The organism is Variovorax sp. KBW07, from assembly GCF_003852515.1.
GTDB lineage: Bacteria > Pseudomonadota > Gammaproteobacteria > Burkholderiales > Burkholderiaceae_C > Variovorax.
In genome coordinates this window covers 1-16,999 of sequence record NZ_QAJK01000128.1, presented here as the reverse complement: position 1 = coordinate 16,999, position 16,999 = coordinate 1, and the positions used below count along the sequence as shown (strand labels likewise).

The window sequence follows — 16,999 nt, the reverse complement described above, 5'->3', positions numbered from 1 at the left end:
TACAAAAATTGTCTATTTGGTCGTGAAACAGTGCTCACTTGCCTGGGGGCTGGGTAGGACCCCGCCGACCGGCGCAAGGCCCGGCCGCCTGCGTGGCAGCCAGTCTGAAGGGCCGGGAAGGCCCGGCGCTCAGGCCCAGACCGACTGAACCGCCGAAGCCAGCGCCACGACCAGCGGGTCGCTCGCGCGTTCCGCCGCGCTGCTGAAGTACAGCTGGGCGTCCACGCGGGCGTGGCCCCACACCACCCAGTCGCCGCGTTCCACGCCCGGTACGGCGACTTCCTCGCGCAGCAGGGCGCAGGCGCTGCCGGCGCGCACGAAGGTTTCCAGCGAGCTGGTGTCGTCGCTGCGCATCACGACATTGGGCGCCAGCCCCTGCTGCTCGAACAGGCCTCGCAGCATCTGGTGCACGTGCGACTCCGCCGTGCCGTCCACCCACGGCAGCCCGGCCAGCACGCGCCAGCCGCCGCGCTGCATTTCGGCCGCCATCCGCGGCGGAAAGGCGATGCGGTAGCAGACCGAGCGCAGCGCAATCCACTGCAGGTCGCGCGGCGGATGCACGCCGATGGTGAAGGCGCCCGCCAGCCCGCCGCCGCGCACCTGGTCCAGCAAGTGGCCCACCGCATGGGTGCGCGTGTGCAGCTCCACCAGCGGCAGGCTGCGTTGCACCGCGACCGACAGGCTGCCCGTGCGCAGGAACTCGGGCGACTCGCCCGGCAAGCCCAGGTCGATGCGCCCGCTGAGCTCGCCCTGCATGTTGCGCGCCGCGCCCTTCAACTCACTGGCGGCGCTCAGCAGCGCTTCGGCCTGCGGCAGCAACCGGTCGCCGGCGCGCGTGAGCGTCATGCGTCCGCCGGTGCGGTCGAACAGGGCCACGCCAAGGCTGGATTCCAGGCCCTTGATCTGCGCGGTGACGGCGGGCTGCGTGACGCACAGCGCGTCGGCCGCCCGCGTCACGTTGCCCACGCGCGCCACCGCCACGAAGGCGCGGATCTGGTGCAGTTCCATCGGCGTCGGCGCGTCGTCAGGCGCCGAACATGCGCACTTGCGAAGGCTCGATGCCGAGGCTCACCGCGCCGCCGACCGGAAACTTCGACAGCCCCATGTGGTGCGGGTGGTCGACCGCCAGGTTCTGGTGGCCCACGCGCACGCGGTACCGCGTGAACTCGCCCAGGAACTCGCTGGCCTCCACCGTGCCCGGCACCCACACGTAGCGGGCGTCGTGCGCGGCGTCGGCCACGTCCACGCGCAGCGAGTGCGGCCTGAAGCTGACCTGGATGGTGTCGGCCTCCGGCGCGTCGGATGGCAGCGGAAAGTGCAGCTCGCCCACGCCGTCGACGTCCAGCGACAGCGTGTCGCCGCGCCGCGAGCGCACCTTGCCTTCGAGCAGGTTCATGGTGCCCACGAAGTTCGCCACGAAGGTGTTCACCGGGTAGTCGTACAGCGTGGCCGGCGCGCCGACCTGCTGCACCACGCCCTTGTCGAGCACGGCCATGCGGTCGGCCGTGGTCATGGCCTCTTCCTGGTCGTGCGTGACGAAGATGGTGGTCAGCCCCAGGCGGCGCTGCATGGCCAGCAGCTCCTGGCGCATCTGCACGCGCAGGGTCTTGTCGAGGTTGGACAGCGGCTCGTCGAGCAGCAGCACCTGCGGCTCGATGACGATGGTGCGGGCCAGCGCCACGCGCTGCTGCTGGCCGCCCGACAGCTGGCTCGGGCGGCGCTGCGCGTATTGCATCAGCCCCACCAGTTCGAGCGCGGCCGTCACCTTCTCCTTGATGACGGCCTTGGGCGCCTTGCGCTCGACCAGCCCGAAGGCCACGTTGTCCCACACCGACATGTGCGGCCACAGCGCATAGCTCTGGAACACCATGCCGACGTTGCGTTCCCACGGCGCCTTGTTGCTCACGTCCTTGCCGTCGATCAGCACTTCGCCGTGCTGGTGGCGGTTGAAGCCGGCAATCAGGCGCAGCAGGGTCGACTTGCCCGAGCCCGAGGGCCCGAGCAGGGCGAAGAACTCGCCGGGCTCGACGTCGATGTTGACGTCTTTCAGGACTTCGGTCGCGCCGTAGGCGAGCCGCACGTTGCGGCACTGGACGGGTACTTTTTTCATGGAGGGCCTTGTTTCAGATCTTGACCGCCGGGGCGGTGGCGGGCAGGGGCGTCGTGGGCATTGCGGGAAGAGGGGGCAGCGCCTCGTCGACCGGCCGCTCGGCGAGCCGCCTGCCGGTGCGCTCGACCACCACGTGCGACAGGTACGTGCCCAGTGCCACCACCGCGATCGCCAGCACGCCCAGCGCGGCGCCCGGCCCGCGGCCGGCCACGCTCTGCATGTACAGGTAGATGCCGTAGCTCATGGGCGCCTGCGACTCGGCCGACGACAGCAAAATGGTGGCCGACAGTTCCACCGCCGCCGTGATGAAGCTGGTGACGAAGCCGGCCAGGATGCCGCCCGCCATCAGCGGCACCAGCACGCGCTGGATGGTGCGCATCTTGGTGGCGCCCAGGCTCTCGGCCGCTTCTTCCAGCGACACGTGGATCTGCTGCAGCGCGGCCACGCAGGAGCGCAACGCGTAGGGCAGGCGGCGCACCGCGTAGGCCAGCATGATCACGATCCAGGTGCTGGTCAGCAGCGTGTCGGTGCCCGGCACCGTGACGCCCTTGAACAGCCGCAGGTAGCCGATGGCCAGCACGATGCCCGGCACCGCCAGCGAGGCCGTGGCAATCCAGTCGAGCCACTTGCGCGCCGGCAGCGTGGTGCGCAGCATCAGGTAGGCGATGGTCACGCCCAGCAGCACGTCCAGGCCCGCGGCCAGGCCGCAGTACAGCAGCGTGTTCTTCATCATGCCGCCCGCGTCGTGGAACACGGTCTCGTAGTGCGCCAGCGTGTAGGCGTCAGGCAGCGGCGAGAAGCTCCACACCTGGGCCAGCGACAGCAGCAGCACGCCCAGGTGCGGGCTCAGCACGATCAGCAGCACCAGGAAGATCCAGCCGTAGGCCGCGAACGAGCCCAGCGGCGACAGCTGTCGCTTGGCGATGCTGGCGCCGCCCTTCTGGATTGTCGAGTAGTCCTTGCCGGCCAGCATGCGCGCCGACAGCGCCATCGCGGTGATCGAGAACACGATCATGATCACGCTGATGACGTAGCCCAGCGGGTCTTCCAGCCCCACCTGCGTGATGCGCAGGTAGGCCTGCGGCGCCAGCATGTTGGTCTGGCCCAGCACCAGCGGCGTGCCCAGGTCGTCGAACACCTTCACGAACACCAGCGAGGCGCCGGCCACGAAGCCCGGCATGGCGAGCGGAAAGATCACGCGCCAGAACAGGCGCCAGCCGGTGCAGCCGAGGTTCAGCGCCGCTTCTTCCATGGCGCCGTCGATGTTGCGCAGCGCCACCGTCAGGTTCATCAGGATGAACGGAAAGTAGTGGATGGCCTCCACGAAGATCACGCCGTTGAGCCCTTCCATGATGGGCAGCGTGACGCCGAAGTGCTCGTTCAGCAGCAGGTTCAGCGAGCCCGAGCGCCCGAAGATCAGCTGCATGGCCGCCGCCCCCACGAAGGGCGGCATGATCAGCGGAAGCACGCCCAGCGTCTGGATCAGCATCGCGCCGCGAAACTGGAAGCGCACCGTGAAGTAGGCCAGCGGCACCGCGATCAGTGCCGCGAACAGCGCCGACGCGGTGGCCACGAACAGGCTGTTGAAGAACGATTCGCGCATCAGCCCCTGGTCGAAGAAGGCGCCGAAGTGGCCGAAGGTCAGGCCGCCGTCGGCATCGACGAAGGCCGTGTAGAAAACCCGCCCCACCGGCAGCACCAGGAAGAGCAGGAGAAAGCCGAGCACCAAGGCGCCGGCCAGCCATGCGCCGGGCCGCACGTTGCCGGAAAACAAGCGCCAGCCTGGCGCGGCCGGCGCGGTGCCGGCGGTCGTTGTGGACATGTGTGGTTCCCGTGTCGGTCAGCGGGCGGTGGCCAGCGCCTGTTCGGCGAAGCCCCGGGCGCGTTCGTAGTTGTCGCGCGCCTGGGTGTTCCAGCGGTCTTCCAGGCCGGTGACCTGCTTGTTCGAGGCCGCGTCTTTCTTGTTGGAGGTGAACAGCGCCAGGAACTCCTTGTCGTTGGCCATCGACGTGCCCACCAGCGGCGTGAAGGCCAGGTCGCGCGCCTGCTTCAGCAAGGCTTGTCCTTGAGCGTTTGGCTTTTTGGCCAGTGCCGCGGTGGCGTCGTGGATCGCCTTGGTGGCGGCCTTCAGCTCCTTGTGGCGGAAGGTGATGGTCTGGTCGAACATCGAAGACACCACGTTGTAGCGGGCTTCGGACAGGTCGGAGTCGAAGTGCACCTTGGCCCGCTTGGCGATCTCGAACGGGTTCGGGTACGCGGGCGGCACCTTTCCGCCCAGCGCCGATGGCGGCAGCACCGGCAGCCGCGAGATCTTCGGGTCAAGCAGCAGCAGCTGGCCTTCGGTCGACACGCTGTAGGCGATGAACTTGCGCGCCTCCTCTGGGTTCTTGCTGCCGCTGATGAGGCCGATGTTGGCTGGCACCACGGCCGTCACGTCGGGGTAGACGAACTCCACCGGAAAGCCCGAGAACTTGCCGGCCAGGCCGAAGAAGTCGATCACCAGGCCGATGCCGAACTGCCCGTTGTTCACGCCATCGGGCACGCCGAAGCTGCGCTCGGTAATGGCCGCGCTGTTGCCCGAAATCTGCAGCAGCTGGTTCCAGCCCTTGTCCCAGCCTTCGCCCTGCAGCAGCGTCTCGACGGTCAGGTGCGTGGTGCCCGAGCGCGAGGGCGCGCTCATGGCCGCATGGCCGAAGTACACCGGCTTCATCAGGTCGCTCCACTGGGCCGGCGCGGGCAGCTTGTTGGCGGCCATGTAGCGGGTGTTCCACATCAGGCCGTAGCCCGCCAGCGCCTGCCCCAGGTACAGGCCCTGCGGGTTGTTGATGGGGTAGTTGCCGACCTTCTCGGGCACGGCCTTGTTGGCCTGCGCCGCCACGTTCTCCAGCAGCTTCTGGCCGGCCAGCACCTCGAAGGCATCGGGGGCCGAGGCCCAGAAGATGTCGGGCCGCTGGCCCACCGGAAGCTCGCGCACATAGGAAATGCCCTGCACCGTGCTCTTGTTCAGTATTTCCAGCTTGATGCCCGGGTTGGCCTTCTCGAACGCCACCTTGTAGGCCTGCGTCAGCTCCTTGGGGAACGACGTGACCACGGTGACGGTGCCGGCCTGCGCGGCACCCGCCATGCAGGCGGCCAGCGAAAACGAGAGCGCGGCGGCGCGGAGCTTGAAGAAGCGGTGTGGCATTGATGTCTCCATTGGTTTTGTGCTGCCCGTCGGGGGCAGGTGCAACAGGCCGCGCGCTTCATGGCGAGTGCTTCGGCTTGCCGGCTGGCATCGTGCATGACACCCCCCACGAGTTCCAATCAGAAAACGTGATGCGCTCCATCAGGCCTAAGGGTTCACCCGGGCGAGGGGCGTGCGCACGCTCCCGCGCGTGGGGAGCCGGAGCGGCCGGCGCGAATTGCGTTTCGGCCCCGGTGTGCGGGGTGGCCGAAGAAAACCTACCAGCGGATGCCGAGCTTCAGGAACAGCTTCGACAGCACGAAGAGCGGACCGACCCACAGGTACTGGATGTCTTCGAAGAACGAGGGCTTCTTGCCCTCCAGCTTGTGGCCGACGAACTGGAAGATCCAGGCCACCACGAAGATGGCCGCCGACACCGGCAGCACCAGCCCGCCCATCGCATGCACCAGCGCAAGGGCCAGCGCGGTCAGCACCAGCATCGTCAGGAGAAACGCCGGGGCGCGCAGCAGTGCGTAGTAGACGAGGCTGGCCGCCACGAACACATAGGCCACCCACGGGTGGATCGCGAACAGCAGCCCGACGATGCTCAGCATGATGGCCGGGATGGCCACGAAGTGGATCAGCTCGTTGGCTGGGTTGCGGTGGCTCTCTTCGTAGTGGGCGAGCAGGCGGTCGACCTTGCGGTCGCTCGATGCCAACGGGGCGGCGGCTGTGTGCGTCATGGCAGGTCTCCGGTGCGCCGTTCGATGCGGCGGTGTGTACGTGATGGTGGCGATGGTGCCCACTGCAAAGCGGCATGGCAAGCGCAATCAACGAGTACCGAAGGGCTACATCGGCCCCGTTTCGCCATGAGCTTTGCCATGACTTAGGGCACTGTCGCCATCCCGATGCGCCGCTAAGATCCAGCGCGTGGCTTCCTACGACCCTTCTTCCACGCCTTCCACGCCCTCGTCCACCGCCGCGGACGCTGCTCCCCCCGCGCGCGCGGCGACCGCCATCCTCGTCGTGGACGACCACGACCTGCTTCGCCTCGGCGTCTGCGCGCTGGTGCAGGCGCAGGCCACTTCGTCCGGTGCGCAGATCGAGGTCTTCGAGGCCGGCAACGTCGCCGATGCGCTGGCGCTGTACGAAACCCACCAGGCGTCCATCGGGCTCGTGCTGCTCGACCTGGCGCTGCCCGACACGCGCGGGCTGAGCGGCCTGGCCGAGTTCCGCCTGCGTTTTCCCGCCGCGCGCATCGTGGTGCTTTCGGGCACCGGCAACAGCACGCTGGCGCAAGGCGTGCTCGCGCTCGGCGCCAGCGCCTTCCTGCCCAAGTCGGCCGACCTGAAGGAGGTGGTGAGCTTCATCCGAGCCTGCGGCCTGCTCGACCCCGGCGCGGCGCCACCGCCGCCGCGCGCCGCCTCGAAGTCGCTCTCGGGCTATGCGGAGTTTGCGCATGCCAGCGCCTGGCAGGAGCTCACGCCGCGCCAGATGCAGGTTCTGCAGTGGGTGCTCGAAGGCAAGGCCAACAAGGAAATTGCCCAGCTCGCCAACCTGAGCGAGGGCACGGTGAAGAACCACGTCTCGACCATCCTGCTGCTGTTCGGCATGCGTTCGCGCGCCCAGTTGATCAGCACCCTGCATTGAACGGGCCGGCCGTGGCGTCGAACGCTCAGCCGTCCGCCGACCACCTGCTCGGACAGCGGGTGCTGCGCGAGCACGTGGCCTCGGTCTACGCCACCTACGGCGCGTCGACGCTGACCCACATGGCCTTCGTGGTGGTGTTCGGCAGCATCATCTATTCGCAGCTGAAAGACCCGAGCCTGCTGTTCTGGCTGGCCGGGTTGCTGATGGCCGACATCTACGTGTTCTTCACGCCGCGCTGGAACCCGTCGAGGCCCGCGCAGGAAAGCTCGTACTGGGCGCGGAAGATCTCGCGCATGGTCACGCTGGTGAGCATGGTCACGGCGGTTGTGCCCTGGCTCATCGTGCCGCACGACAACATGGCCATGACCTCGCTGCTGATGGCCGTCATCGTGGGCAGCTGCGCGCGCGCGGCGCAGTCGCTCTGGCCACTGAAGGCCGCGCTGTTCGGCTACACCATGCCGATGTCGCTGGGCATGATCACCGCGCTGGCGTGGCAGGGCGACGGCCTGCACCTGTTCCTGGCGGCGGCCGGCGCCGCCTACCTGCTGCTGACCCTGCACGCGGGCATCGGCCAGCACAAGCTGCTCACCGAATCGCTGATGCTGCGTTTCGAGAACGAGGCGCTCGCCGCGCGGCTGGGCGAGCAGATCGCCGCCACCGAGCGCGCCAGCGAAGAAAAGACCCGCTTCCTGGGCACCGCCAGCCATGACCTGCGCCAGCCGCTGCACGCCATTGCGCTGTTCGGTGCCGCGCTCGAGAACGAGCTGCGCGACCGCCCCGAGGGCCGCAACGCCGAGCGCCTGATGCGCGCGGTGAATGCGCTGGGCGCTTCGCTCGACACCATGCTCGACGTGTCGCGCCTCGATGCCGGGGTGATCACGCCGGTGCCGCAACCGGTGCAGCTGGACGCGCTGTTCCTGCCGCTCAACCACACCTTCTCGGCGCGCGCCGAGCAGAAGCAACTGCAGCTGCGCGTGCGCGCCAGCGGCCTGTGGGTGCGCAGCGACCCGCAACTGCTGCATCGCCTGCTGTCGAACCTGATGGACAACGCGCTCAAGTACACCGCGCGCGGCGGCGTCACGGTCACGGCGCGCGACCGTGGCGATGCGGTGTGGATCGAGGTGCGCGACAGCGGCATCGGCATTGCGCCGGAGCAGTCGCACCGGATCTTCGAGGAGTTCTACCAGATCAACAATCCGGGCCGCGACCGTTCGCGCGGCCTGGGCATCGGCCTGTCGATCGTGCAGCGGTTGTCGCGGCTGCTGGGGCATCCGGTGCAGATGCACTCGCGGCCGGGGCGGGGCACGCACTTTCGCGTGGTGCTGCCGGCGGCCAGCGCGCAGGCCAACGTGCTGGCCGGACCGTTTCCGCGGGCTGCCGCCATCGAGGCTGCCGGGAACGAGCGCCAGCCGCAGGGCCGGCCCGCATTGCCGGGGCGCGTGCTACTGCTCGACGACGAACTGGAAATCCGCGAAGCCATGACGGGGCTGCTGCGCTCCCATGCCATCGACGCCCATGCCGTGGCCGACGAGGCCGGTGCCGCCGCTGCGCTGCGGCAGGCCAGCATCGAAGGCCGGCCCTTCGACCTTCTGGTGTGCGACTACCGGCTGGCCGATGGCGCCGACGGGCTCGATGCGGGCCTGCGCCTCAGCCAGCAATTGCAGGGAGAGAGGAACGGGGAGCAGGGTGCTGCGACACCGCTGCTGCTGATCACCGGCGAGACAGCGCCAGAGCGCTTGCAGCGGGTGCGCGAATCGAAGGTGCCGGTGTTGTTCAAGCCGGTGGTGGCCGACTCGCTGCTGCAGGCGATGGCCGAGGTCGCGCTCGCCAGATAGGCAGGCCATGACTTTCGGCACTGGTGAGCGTGCGCTTCACGCCTTACCTTCGCTGCATTGCGTCTTCGCAGGCTTTCGAATTTCCATGAACCGACCACCCAAGGCCTACGACATGGCCGCAGCCGTGTCCCGGCTGATCGCCGTGACCGCGGCGGCGCTGGCGCTTGCCGTCGGCGCGCGCACCGGCGGCAAGTAGACGAAGAGAAAAAGGGAGAGAGAAAAAAGCGAAACGGTCCCGGCGAAAGCCGGGGCCGTTTTTGTTTATCCGAGCAGCGCCTGCGCGAACTCGCGGGCGTTGAAGGTCTCGAGGTCTTCGAGCTTCTCGCCCACGCCGATGAAGTACACCGGAATCGGCCGCTCGCGCGCAATGGCGCACAGCACGCCGCCCTTGGCCGTGCCGTCGAGCTTGGTGACGATCAGGCCCGTGAGCCCCAGCGTCTCGTCGAAGGCCTTGACCTGCGCCAGCGCGTTCTGCCCGGTGTTGCCGTCGATGACCAGCAGCACTTCGTGCGGCGCCGTGGCGTCGGCCTTGGTGACCACGCGCTTGATCTTCTTCAGCTCGTCCATCAGGTGAAGCTGCGTGGGCAGGCGGCCGGCGGTGTCGACCAGCACCACGTCCTTGCCGCGCGCCTTGCCGGCGTTCACCGCGTCGAAGCTCACGGCGGAAGGGTCGCCGCCCTCGTTGCTGACGATCTCGACGGTGTTGCGGTCGGCCCAGACCAGCAGTTGCTCGCGCGCCGCCGCCCGGAAGGTGTCGGCCGCGGCCAGCAGCACGGAGGCGCCTTCGGTGGCCAGGTGCTTGGTGAGCTTGCCGATGGAGGTGGTCTTGCCCGCGCCGTTGACGCCGGCCACCATGATCACGGTCGGCGTGAACTGGCCGATGACCAGTGGCTTTTCGAGCGGCTTGAGCAGGTCGGTGATGGCATCGGCCAGCAGCAGCTTGACCTGGGCGGCGTCGGTGGCCATCTGGCGCTTGACCCGCACCTTCAGGTCGTCGAGCAGGTATTCGGTGGCCTTGACGCCGGTGTCGGCCATCAGCAGGGCCGATTCGAGCTCTTCATACAGCGCGTCGTCGATCTGCGCGTTGACGAACACAGCCTGGATGCCGGTGCCGGTCTTGCGCAGGCCGGTCTTGAGCTTGTCGAACCAGCTCTTGCGCTCGGCGGCGACGGGGGGCGCCGCGACGGGCGCGGGGACCGGTGCCGGGGCGGGCGCGGGCGGCGGGGGAGGCGGAACGAATACCGGGGCGGGCGTCGGAGCCGGCGCATGGGCCGGCACGACCGGCACCTGTACCGGCGCAGGCACCACGGTCGGGGTCGGGGCTGGGGCAGGCGCCACAACCGGCGTGGGTGCCGCGACCGGCGCGGGAGCGGGTGCTGGCGTCGGCGCGGGGGCCGGAGCGGGCGCAGGCGCCGCAGGGGCTTCTTCCGCCGCCGGCTTCGCGCCGAACCAGCTCGAAGGCGAGAACACCGAGCGTGTGGGCGCGGGCTCCGGGGCAGGGGCTGGCGCGGCCGGCGGGGTGGGCGCCGGCGTGTCGGGGGTTTCGGCAGGCGGTTTTTTCTTGAAGAAACTGAACATCAGGAGCTTTTTACAATCCGACCCATTCTATGAAACACCTCTCGCCACGCAGTGCTGCGTCTGGTGCGGTGCTGGCGGTGGCGCTCACGGCGTCATGGGCCATGCCTGCGCAGGCCCAGTCCACACCGGCTCCCGCCGCATCTTCCTCCGCCGCCACCGCGGCCGCGCCGGGCCCCCAGCAATTCACCCTTGCCAACGGCATGACATTGATCGTGCAGCCCGACCGGCGAGCGCCCACCGCGGTGCAGATGGTCTGGGTCCGTGTCGGCTCGATGGACGAGGTCGATGGCGTCTCCGGCGTGGCCCATGCGCTCGAACACATGATGTTCAAGGGCAGCAAGGACATCAAGCCGGGCGAGTTCTCGCGCCGCGTGGCGCAGCTCGGCGGCCAGGAAAACGCCTTCACCACGCGCGACTACACCGGCTACTACCAGCAGATTCCGGTGGGCAGCCTCGAGCAGGTGATGAAGCTCGAATCGGACCGCTTTGCCAACAACCAGTGGCCCGACGACGAGTTCAAGCGCGAGATCGAGGTCGTCAAGGAAGAGCGCCGCCTGCGCACCGAAGACCAGCCGCGCGCACTGCTCGGGGAGCAGCAGAACGCCGCCGTCTTCACCGCTTCGCCCTACCACCGACCGGTGGTCGGCTGGATGAGCGATCTGGACGCCATGACGCCCGACGACGCGCGCGAGTTCTTCAAGCGCTGGTACGTGCCCGCCAACGCCGTGCTGGTGGTGGCCGGCGATGTCGACGTGGCCCAGGTGCGCGCCATGGCCGAAAAATACTACGGCCGCATCCCCTCGCGCGCCGTGCCCGTGCGCAAGCCGCGCACCGAGCCCGCCCAGCGCGGCATCCGCCGCATCGAATTCAAGGCCCCGGCCGAGCAGGCCTATGTGTCGCTGGCCTACCGCGTGCCGCAACTGGCGAACATCGACGACGTGAACAGCGACGCCTGGGCACTGGTGGTGCTGTCGGCCGTGCTCGACGGCTATGCCGGCGCCCGGCTCGACCGTGCGCTGACGCAAGGCCCCGACCGCGTGGCCGATTCGGCCGGCGCGTATTCGGGTTTCGTGGGCCGCGGTCCGCAGCTCTTCGTGCTCGAGGGCGTGCCCGCCGCGGGCAAGACCGCCGAGGCGGTCGAAGCCGCGCTGCGCGCCCAGGTGGCGCGCGTTGCCAAGGACGGCGTGGGCGAGGCCGAACTGGCCCGCGTCAAGACCCAGTGGGTGGCCAGCGAAACCTACAAGCGCGACTCGGTGATGGCGCAGGCGCGCGAACTCGGCAGCAACTGGATCCAGGGCCTGCCGCTCGACGCCAGCGAGCGCATCGTCGCGCGGCTGCAATCCGTCACCGCCGCCCAGGTGCAGGCGGTGGCCGCCAAGTACTTCGGCGACGACCAGCTCACGGTCGCCACGCTGCGTCCCCTGCCGCCTGAAGCCAAGCGTGGCCGTGGCTTCGCGGCGCCCGCAGGCGAACTGCGCTGAAAGAACCCGATCTCATGAAAACTCTTAAAAAGATGGCGCAGTGCGCCCTGTTCACGGGCGTGACGGCCATCGCCGGCATGACCAGCGCGCAGGCCGCGCTGCCCATCCAGCACTGGACGCTGGCCAACGGCGCCAAGATCTACTTGGTGTCGACCAACGCACTGCCCATCGTCGACGTGCAGGTCGATTTCGACGCCGGCAGCCGGCGTGACCCGGCACCGCAGGCCGGCCTGGCCAGCACCACGGCGACCATGGTCGAGAAGGGCGTGCGCGCCGGCAAGAACGGCGAGCCCGCGCTCGACCAGAACGCCCTGGGCGAAGCCTGGGCCGACCTGGGTGCCAGCTTCGACGTAAGCGCCGGCACCGACCGCACCAGCTATTCGCTGCGCACGCTGTCCGACCCGGCGTTGCTGAACAAGGCGGTGGCGCTGGCCTCGCGCGAACTCGGCGAGCCGGCCTTTCCCGACGACGTGTGGCAGCGCGAGCGCGAACGCATCAACGCCGCCATCAAGGAGGCCAACACCAAGCCCGCGACCATCGCGGGCCGCGCGTTCGCCCAGGCGGTGTACGGCATGCACCCCTACGGCCAGGAAGTCACCGAGGCCACGCTGGCGCGCATCGACACGGCCGCCATGCGCCAGCGCTACCAGCAGCTCATGGTGCCGTGCCGCGCCAAGCTGAGCATCGTGGGCGCCGTCACGCGCGCCGAGGCCGAGACCATCGCCGCCACGCTGCTGTCGCGCCTGCCCGGCCCCGAAGCCTGCACGCCGCTGCCGGCGATCGCGCCGGTGGCCGAGCTGTCGGCGCCGAAGGACGAGCGCATTCCGTTCGACTCGGCGCAGGCCCATGTCTTCATCGGCCAGCCGGGCTATCCGCGCAAGGACCCGGACCACTTCGCGCTCACGCTGGGCAACTATGTGCTGGGCGGCGGCGGTTTTGTCTCGCGCCTGACCAATGAAGTGCGCGAGAAGCGGGGGCTGACTTACAGCATCTACAGCGGCTTTGCGCCGGGGCTCGACGCGGGCGCGTTCCGCATCGGCTTCCAGACCCGGCCCGACCAGGCCGAGGAGGCCGTGAAGATGTCGCGCGAGGTGCTCGCGAAGTTCGTGGCCGAGGGCCCGACCGCCAGCGAACTGAAGGCCGCCAAGGACAACCTGATCGGCGGCTTCCCGCTGCTGCTCGACAGCAACCGCAAGCTGATCGGCAACGTCGCCAACATCGCCTGGCACGACCTGCCGCTCGACTACCTCGACACCTGGACCACGCGCATGAACGCGGTCACGGCGGCCGAGATCAAGGCCGCCTTTGCGCGCAAGCTGCAGCCGGCACGCATGGTGACGGTGGTGGTGGGCGGCAAGGAAGCCGCGGGCAAGAAGAGCAACTGAGGGACGTGGCGCGGGGCGGCGCTGGCCGGCCCGGCTGCGCCCGCCGTCAGGCCAGCGCGTGCGGGCCGCTGGTGGCGGCCGCCCGCACGGCTTCCCCCAGTGTCCTGAGCAACCTAGGCGCCGCGCGCGCCTGCTGCCAGTACAGCGGCACCGGCAGCGTCGAGCCCGGCACCAGCTCGACCAGCCGCCCCTCGCGCAGCGCATCGGCCACCATGCTGGCCGGGTGCATGCCCCAGCCCATGCCGGCACAGGCCGCTTCGACGAACGCCGTCGGCGAGGGCACCCAGTGCCGTGGCGTCTCGACATTGCGATGGCAGATGCGGCGCACCCAGCGCGCCTGCAGGCGGTCCTTGCGGTCGAACACCAGGCTGGGCGCGTTCGCCAGCGTGCGGGCGCCCACGCCTTTCTTCCCGAAATGCCGCTTCACGAAACCGGGGCTTGCCGCCGCCACGTAGTGCGTTGTGCCCAACGGCTCGCTGTTGCAGCCCGCCACCGGCTGGGCCAGCGCTGTCACGGCCGCCAGCACCGCGCCGCTGCGCAGCCGCTCGGCCGTGTGGTCCTGGTCGTCGACGGTGAGGTCGAGCAGCGCCCCTTCTTCCTGTGTCGCGAAGGCTGCGGCGGCGGCAATGAACCACGTTGCCAGGCTGTCGGCGTTGACCGCCACCCGCACCGTGACCCGCTCGCTCGCTTCGCCGCCGCCCATGCCCAGGGCGGGCAGGGCGTCGCGCAGCTCGTGTTCCAGCATGCCCACGCGCTCGATGTGCCGGCACAGCTGCAGCCCCGCCTCCGTGGCGACACAGGGCTGGGCACGCACCAGCAGCGCGCCGCCGACGCGCTCTTCCAGCGCCTTCACGCGCTGCGACACCGCCGAGGGCGTGACGTTCAGCGCGCGGGCCGCGCGCTCGAAGCTGCCTTCGCGCACCACGGCGGCCAGGGCATTGAGAGCGGCGTAGTCGAACATGGAATGAAGTAAAACTGAATTGAAGTTAGAAAGTTTAGTTTGATTGAATTGCAGGCGAACGGCAAGCTAGCGCCATGCCAGCCGAAATCGCCATCGCTTCTTCTTCCGCCGCCTTCCTCAACGGGCTCTTCATGAGCCTTGTGCTCATCGTCGCCATCGGCGCGCAGAACGCGTACGTGCTGCGCCAGGGGCTGCGGCGCGAGCATGTGAGCGCGGTGGTGCTGTTCTGCGCCGCCAGCGACGCAGTGCTGATCGGCGCCGGCGTGGCCGGCATGGCGCAGGCGCTGAAAGGGCGGCCGATGCTGGCCACCGCACTCGCGGGGCTCGGGGCGGCGTTCCTGTGCGCCTACGGGCTGAGGGCGCTGTGGCGCTCGCGCCAGCCGGGTGCGCTGCAAACGAGCGCGCAGGGCACGTCGCTTTCGCGTGCGGCCGTGGTGGCGCAGGCCGCCGGCTTCACGCTGCTGAACCCGCATGTCTACCTCGACACGGTGCTGCTGGTGGGTAGCGCCGGCGCGCAGTACGGGGGCTCGCTCAAGGTCTGGTTCGTGGCGGGCGCGTCGGTGGCGAGCGCGCTCTGGTTCACCGCGCTGGGCTATGGCGCGCGGCTGCTCGCCCCGGTGTTCGCGCGTCCGCGGGCCTGGCAGATGCTCGATGCGCTGATCGGCGGCACCATGCTCGTGCTGGCCGCCATGCTGGCCCGGCGCGCCCTCACCGGGCTTTGACGAAGTGCGGCGCGCGCGGCGGCGTTAAGCTCGCCGCATGCCCCAGAAGAAAGCCGCAGCTCCCTCCCGTCCCTTGCCCGCCAAGCGCGCGTCGAAACCACCGAACGAGGTGCGCATCATCGGCGGCCAATGGAAGCGCACCCGCCTGTCGGTGGCCGACAAGCCCGGCCTGCGCCCCACGCCCGACCGCGTGCGCGAAACCCTGTTCAACTGGCTCGCGAGCCTGGCCGGCGCCGGTGGCGGCGAGCTGCCCGGATGGCACTGCGTCGATGCCTTCGCGGGCACCGGTGCGCTGGGCCTGGAAGCCGCCTCGCGCGGCGCGGCCAACGTGGTGCTGTGCGAGCAAGACCCCGCGCTGGTCGCGCAGCTCCAGGCCGCAAAGACCAAGCTGTCGGCCGAGGCCGTGCGCATCGAGCGCGGCAACGGCGTCACCGCCCTGGAGCGCGTGACGGCCGGCAGCCTGCATGCCGTGTTCCTCGATCCGCCTTTCGAGAGCACCGCGCTCTACGAGCCGTCGCTGCGCGCGGCCGCACGCGCGCTGCGCCCTGGCGGCGCCGTGTACCTGGAGGCTCCGCGCCGCTGGAGCGACGAAGAACTCGGCGCCTTCGGCCTTGTCGGTTTCCGTTACCTGAAAGCCGGCGCCGTGCATGCCCACCTGCTGCGGCTTGCCGCTGACGGGACTGCATAATCCGCCGAACAAGCCGCATCGGCTGCATGAGGAAGAAGCAACCATGGCCAGCAACGTGATCGCGGTTTATCCCGGCACTTTCGACCCCATCACCCTCGGTCACGAGGACGTGGTGCGGCGCGCAACCCAGCTCTTCTCCAAGGTGATCGTCGCGGTTGCGGCGGGCCACCACAAGAAGGCGCTCTTCACGCTCTCCGAACGCATGGACATGGCCCGCGATGCGGTCAAGCCCTACAGCGACCAGGTCACGGTCGAGAGCTTCTCCGGCCTGCTGCGCGACTTCGTCGTGGCGCGCGGCGGCAAGGCCATGGTGCGCGGCCTGCGCGCCGTGACCGACTTCGACTACGAGTTCCAGCTCGCGGGCATGAACCGCTCGCTGATGCCCGACGTCGAGACCGTGTTCCTGACGCCGAGCGACAAGTACCAGTTCATCTCCAGCACCTTCGTGCGCGAGATCGCGATGCTCGGCGGCGAGGTCAACAAGTTCGTCTCGCCGAACGTGGAGCAGCAGCTCGCGGCCAAGGTCCGAAGCCTCGGACGTGAATAAGCCGCGATGAGCGGCTTGCCCCCGCCCCGGCTGCATCTTCTGGGCGATGCAGCGCTGTTGTGCGAATTGCCCGCGCCCGCCACGCTGGCGCAGCAGCAGAAGATATGGGCCCTGGCTACGCAGGCACAACGCTGGCCCGGTGTCGGCGAAGTGCTGCCGGGCATGAACAACCTCACGCTGACCTTCGATCCGACCGCGATCGATCTCGACACGCTCACGGCGCAGGTGCAAGACATCTGGCCGAGGCTGGACATCGATGCGGTGGAAGGCCGGCAGATAGAAATTCCGGTGGCCTACGGTGGCGAGTACGGCCCCGACCTGGCCGACGTCGCGGCCCACACCGGGCTCACGCCGGCCGAGGTGGTGCGGCGCCACAGCGCGGGCGAGTACGTGGTGTATCTGCTGGGCTTCTTGCCCGGCTTTGCATTCATGGGCGGCCTGCCCCCCGAGCTGGCCACGCCGCGCCGCGCCGAACCGCGCACGGCGGTGCCCGCAAGCTCGGTCGGTATCGGTGGCGAGCAGACGGGCATCTATCCGCTGGTGTCGCCGGGCGGCTGGCAACTGATCGGCCGCACGCCTCTCTCGCTGTTCGACCCCACGGCGGAATCGCCGACGTTGCTGCGCCCTGGCGACCGGGTGCGTTTTGTCGTCGAGAGCGTGCAGGTGTGAACTTCGTTTCCTGTTTTGGCGCACGTGTACCGGGGCCTTCGTTCCGGCCTGAAATTTGGCGCTGTCGTTCGTTTCTTCAGGGCGACGCCCGCGCCGACGGTGTGCTCTGCTCCGCGAATGTCCCCCGCTTCGCTCCTCCTTTATTTCGCTGCGCAGAGCACACCATCCGCGTGAGCGTCATCAGAGTGGTCGTTGATCAGCGGTACACCA

15 protein-coding genes are annotated in these 16,999 nt (G+C 69.1%); 8 read left to right on the top strand and 7 right to left on the bottom strand.

From position 1 onward, the window contains the following. Positions 1-129 precede the first annotated feature (129 nt). The 5 genes from DBV14_RS24105 to DBV14_RS24085 all read right to left on the bottom strand — a co-directional run bounded on the left by DBV14_RS24105 (position 130) and on the right by DBV14_RS24085 (position 6,016). Complete coding sequence (locus tag DBV14_RS24105; RefSeq protein ID WP_124462846.1) at positions 130-1,008, bottom strand: LysR family transcriptional regulator; 879 nt, start codon at positions 1,006-1,008, stop codon at positions 130-132. A gap of 16 nt (positions 1,009-1,024) precedes the next feature. Continuing rightward, positions 1,025-2,110, bottom strand: coding sequence for an ABC transporter ATP-binding protein (locus DBV14_RS24100; protein ID WP_124462844.1), 1,086 nt, complete (start codon positions 2,108-2,110; stop codon positions 1,025-1,027). A gap of 13 nt (positions 2,111-2,123) precedes the next feature. After that, entirely contained in the window at positions 2,124-3,932 is a 1,809-nt protein-coding gene (locus DBV14_RS24095; RefSeq protein ID WP_124462842.1) for an iron ABC transporter permease, read from the bottom strand. Between the two features lie 18 nt (positions 3,933-3,950). Continuing rightward, positions 3,951-5,234, bottom strand: coding sequence for an ABC transporter substrate-binding protein (locus DBV14_RS24090; RefSeq protein ID WP_260397206.1), 1,284 nt, complete (start codon positions 5,232-5,234; stop codon positions 3,951-3,953). 317 nt (positions 5,235-5,551) lie between these two features. Further along, positions 5,552-6,016 carry a DUF962 domain-containing protein gene (locus DBV14_RS24085; protein WP_124462838.1) on the bottom strand — a complete coding sequence of 155 codons (465 nt, stop codon included), beginning with the start codon at positions 6,014-6,016 and terminating at the stop codon, positions 5,552-5,554. Between the two features lie 187 nt (positions 6,017-6,203). Here DBV14_RS24085 and DBV14_RS24080 point away from each other — a divergent pair, with 187 nt between their 5' ends. Then, positions 6,204-6,923 (top strand): response regulator transcription factor, encoded by a 720-nt coding sequence (locus DBV14_RS24080; RefSeq protein ID WP_124462836.1) that lies wholly within the window; start codon positions 6,204-6,206, stop codon positions 6,921-6,923. 11 nt (positions 6,924-6,934) lie between these two features. Continuing rightward, positions 6,935-8,758, top strand: coding sequence for a hybrid sensor histidine kinase/response regulator (locus DBV14_RS24075; RefSeq protein WP_124462834.1), 1,824 nt, complete (start codon positions 6,935-6,937; stop codon positions 8,756-8,758). A 261-nt stretch (positions 8,759-9,019) separates the two neighbouring features. Here DBV14_RS24075 and ftsY read toward each other — a convergent pair whose 3' ends face one another. Continuing rightward, a complete protein-coding gene (ftsY, locus tag DBV14_RS24070) occupies positions 9,020-10,336 on the bottom strand; it encodes a signal recognition particle-docking protein FtsY (protein WP_124462832.1) in 1,317 nt (438 codons plus the stop codon). Between the two features lie 29 nt (positions 10,337-10,365). On the opposite strand from ftsY, the gene DBV14_RS24065 reads away from it, so the two are divergent. Both DBV14_RS24065 and DBV14_RS24060 read left to right on the top strand, forming a co-directional pair. Further along, on the top strand, positions 10,366-11,817 hold the full coding sequence (locus DBV14_RS24065; RefSeq protein ID WP_124462830.1) for a pitrilysin family protein: 1,452 nt from the start codon (positions 10,366-10,368) through the stop codon (positions 11,815-11,817). A gap of 14 nt (positions 11,818-11,831) precedes the next feature. Continuing rightward, a complete protein-coding gene (locus DBV14_RS24060; protein ID WP_124462828.1) occupies positions 11,832-13,202 on the top strand; it encodes a pitrilysin family protein in 1,371 nt (456 codons plus the stop codon). A 46-nt stretch (positions 13,203-13,248) separates the two neighbouring features. Here DBV14_RS24060 and DBV14_RS24055 read toward each other — a convergent pair whose 3' ends face one another. Next, positions 13,249-14,163 (bottom strand): LysR family transcriptional regulator ArgP, encoded by a 915-nt coding sequence (locus tag DBV14_RS24055; protein ID WP_124462826.1) that lies wholly within the window; start codon positions 14,161-14,163, stop codon positions 13,249-13,251. Positions 14,164-14,237: 74 nt separating this feature from the next. Here DBV14_RS24055 and DBV14_RS24050 point away from each other — a divergent pair, with 74 nt between their 5' ends. Genes DBV14_RS24050 through pxpB form a run of 4 tightly spaced genes read left to right on the top strand, consistent with a single transcriptional unit; the run spans position 14,238 to position 16,789 of the window. Beyond that, positions 14,238-14,885: a LysE/ArgO family amino acid transporter gene (locus DBV14_RS24050; RefSeq protein ID WP_124462824.1), complete on the top strand. Its 648-nt coding sequence runs from the start codon at positions 14,238-14,240 to the stop codon at positions 14,883-14,885. A gap of 37 nt (positions 14,886-14,922) precedes the next feature. Next, positions 14,923-15,573 carry an RsmD family RNA methyltransferase gene (locus DBV14_RS24045; RefSeq protein WP_124462822.1) on the top strand — a complete coding sequence of 217 codons (651 nt, stop codon included), beginning with the start codon at positions 14,923-14,925 and terminating at the stop codon, positions 15,571-15,573. Positions 15,574-15,616: 43 nt separating this feature from the next. Continuing rightward, on the top strand, positions 15,617-16,120 hold the full coding sequence (gene coaD / locus DBV14_RS24040) for a pantetheine-phosphate adenylyltransferase (RefSeq protein ID WP_124462819.1): 504 nt from the start codon (positions 15,617-15,619) through the stop codon (positions 16,118-16,120). Between the two features lie 6 nt (positions 16,121-16,126). After that, complete coding sequence (gene pxpB, locus DBV14_RS24035) at positions 16,127-16,789, top strand: 5-oxoprolinase subunit PxpB (RefSeq protein WP_124462817.1); 663 nt, start codon at positions 16,127-16,129, stop codon at positions 16,787-16,789. Positions 16,790-16,999: the final 210 nt, after the last annotated feature.

Coding starts and splice junctions, on each gene's coding strand:
- DBV14_RS24105 (WP_124462846.1), bottom strand. CDS start 1,008: ATGGAACTGCACCAGATCCGCGCCTTCGTGGCGGTGGCGCGCGTGGGC.
- DBV14_RS24100 (WP_124462844.1), bottom strand. CDS start 2,110: ATGAAAAAAGTACCCGTCCAGTGCCGCAACGTGCGGCTCGCCTACGGC.
- DBV14_RS24095 (WP_124462842.1), bottom strand. CDS start 3,932: ATGTCCACAACGACCGCCGGCACCGCGCCGGCCGCGCCAGGCTGGCGC.
- DBV14_RS24090 (WP_260397206.1), bottom strand. CDS start 5,234: ATGGCGGGTGCCGCGCAGGCCGGCACCGTCACCGTGGTCACGTCGTTC.
- DBV14_RS24085 (WP_124462838.1), bottom strand. CDS start 6,016: ATGACGCACACAGCCGCCGCCCCGTTGGCATCGAGCGACCGCAAGGTC.
- ftsY (WP_124462832.1), bottom strand. CDS start 10,336: ATGTTCAGTTTCTTCAAGAAAAAACCGCCTGCCGAAACCCCCGACACG.
- DBV14_RS24065 (WP_124462830.1), top strand. CDS start 10,366: ATGAAACACCTCTCGCCACGCAGTGCTGCGTCTGGTGCGGTGCTGGCG.
- DBV14_RS24060 (WP_124462828.1), top strand. CDS start 11,832: ATGAAAACTCTTAAAAAGATGGCGCAGTGCGCCCTGTTCACGGGCGTG.
- DBV14_RS24055 (WP_124462826.1), bottom strand. CDS start 14,163: ATGTTCGACTACGCCGCTCTCAATGCCCTGGCCGCCGTGGTGCGCGAA.
- DBV14_RS24050 (WP_124462824.1), top strand. CDS start 14,238: ATGCCAGCCGAAATCGCCATCGCTTCTTCTTCCGCCGCCTTCCTCAAC.
- DBV14_RS24045 (WP_124462822.1), top strand. CDS start 14,923: ATGCCCCAGAAGAAAGCCGCAGCTCCCTCCCGTCCCTTGCCCGCCAAG.
- coaD (WP_124462819.1), top strand. CDS start 15,617: ATGGCCAGCAACGTGATCGCGGTTTATCCCGGCACTTTCGACCCCATC.
- pxpB (WP_124462817.1), top strand. CDS start 16,127: ATGAGCGGCTTGCCCCCGCCCCGGCTGCATCTTCTGGGCGATGCAGCG.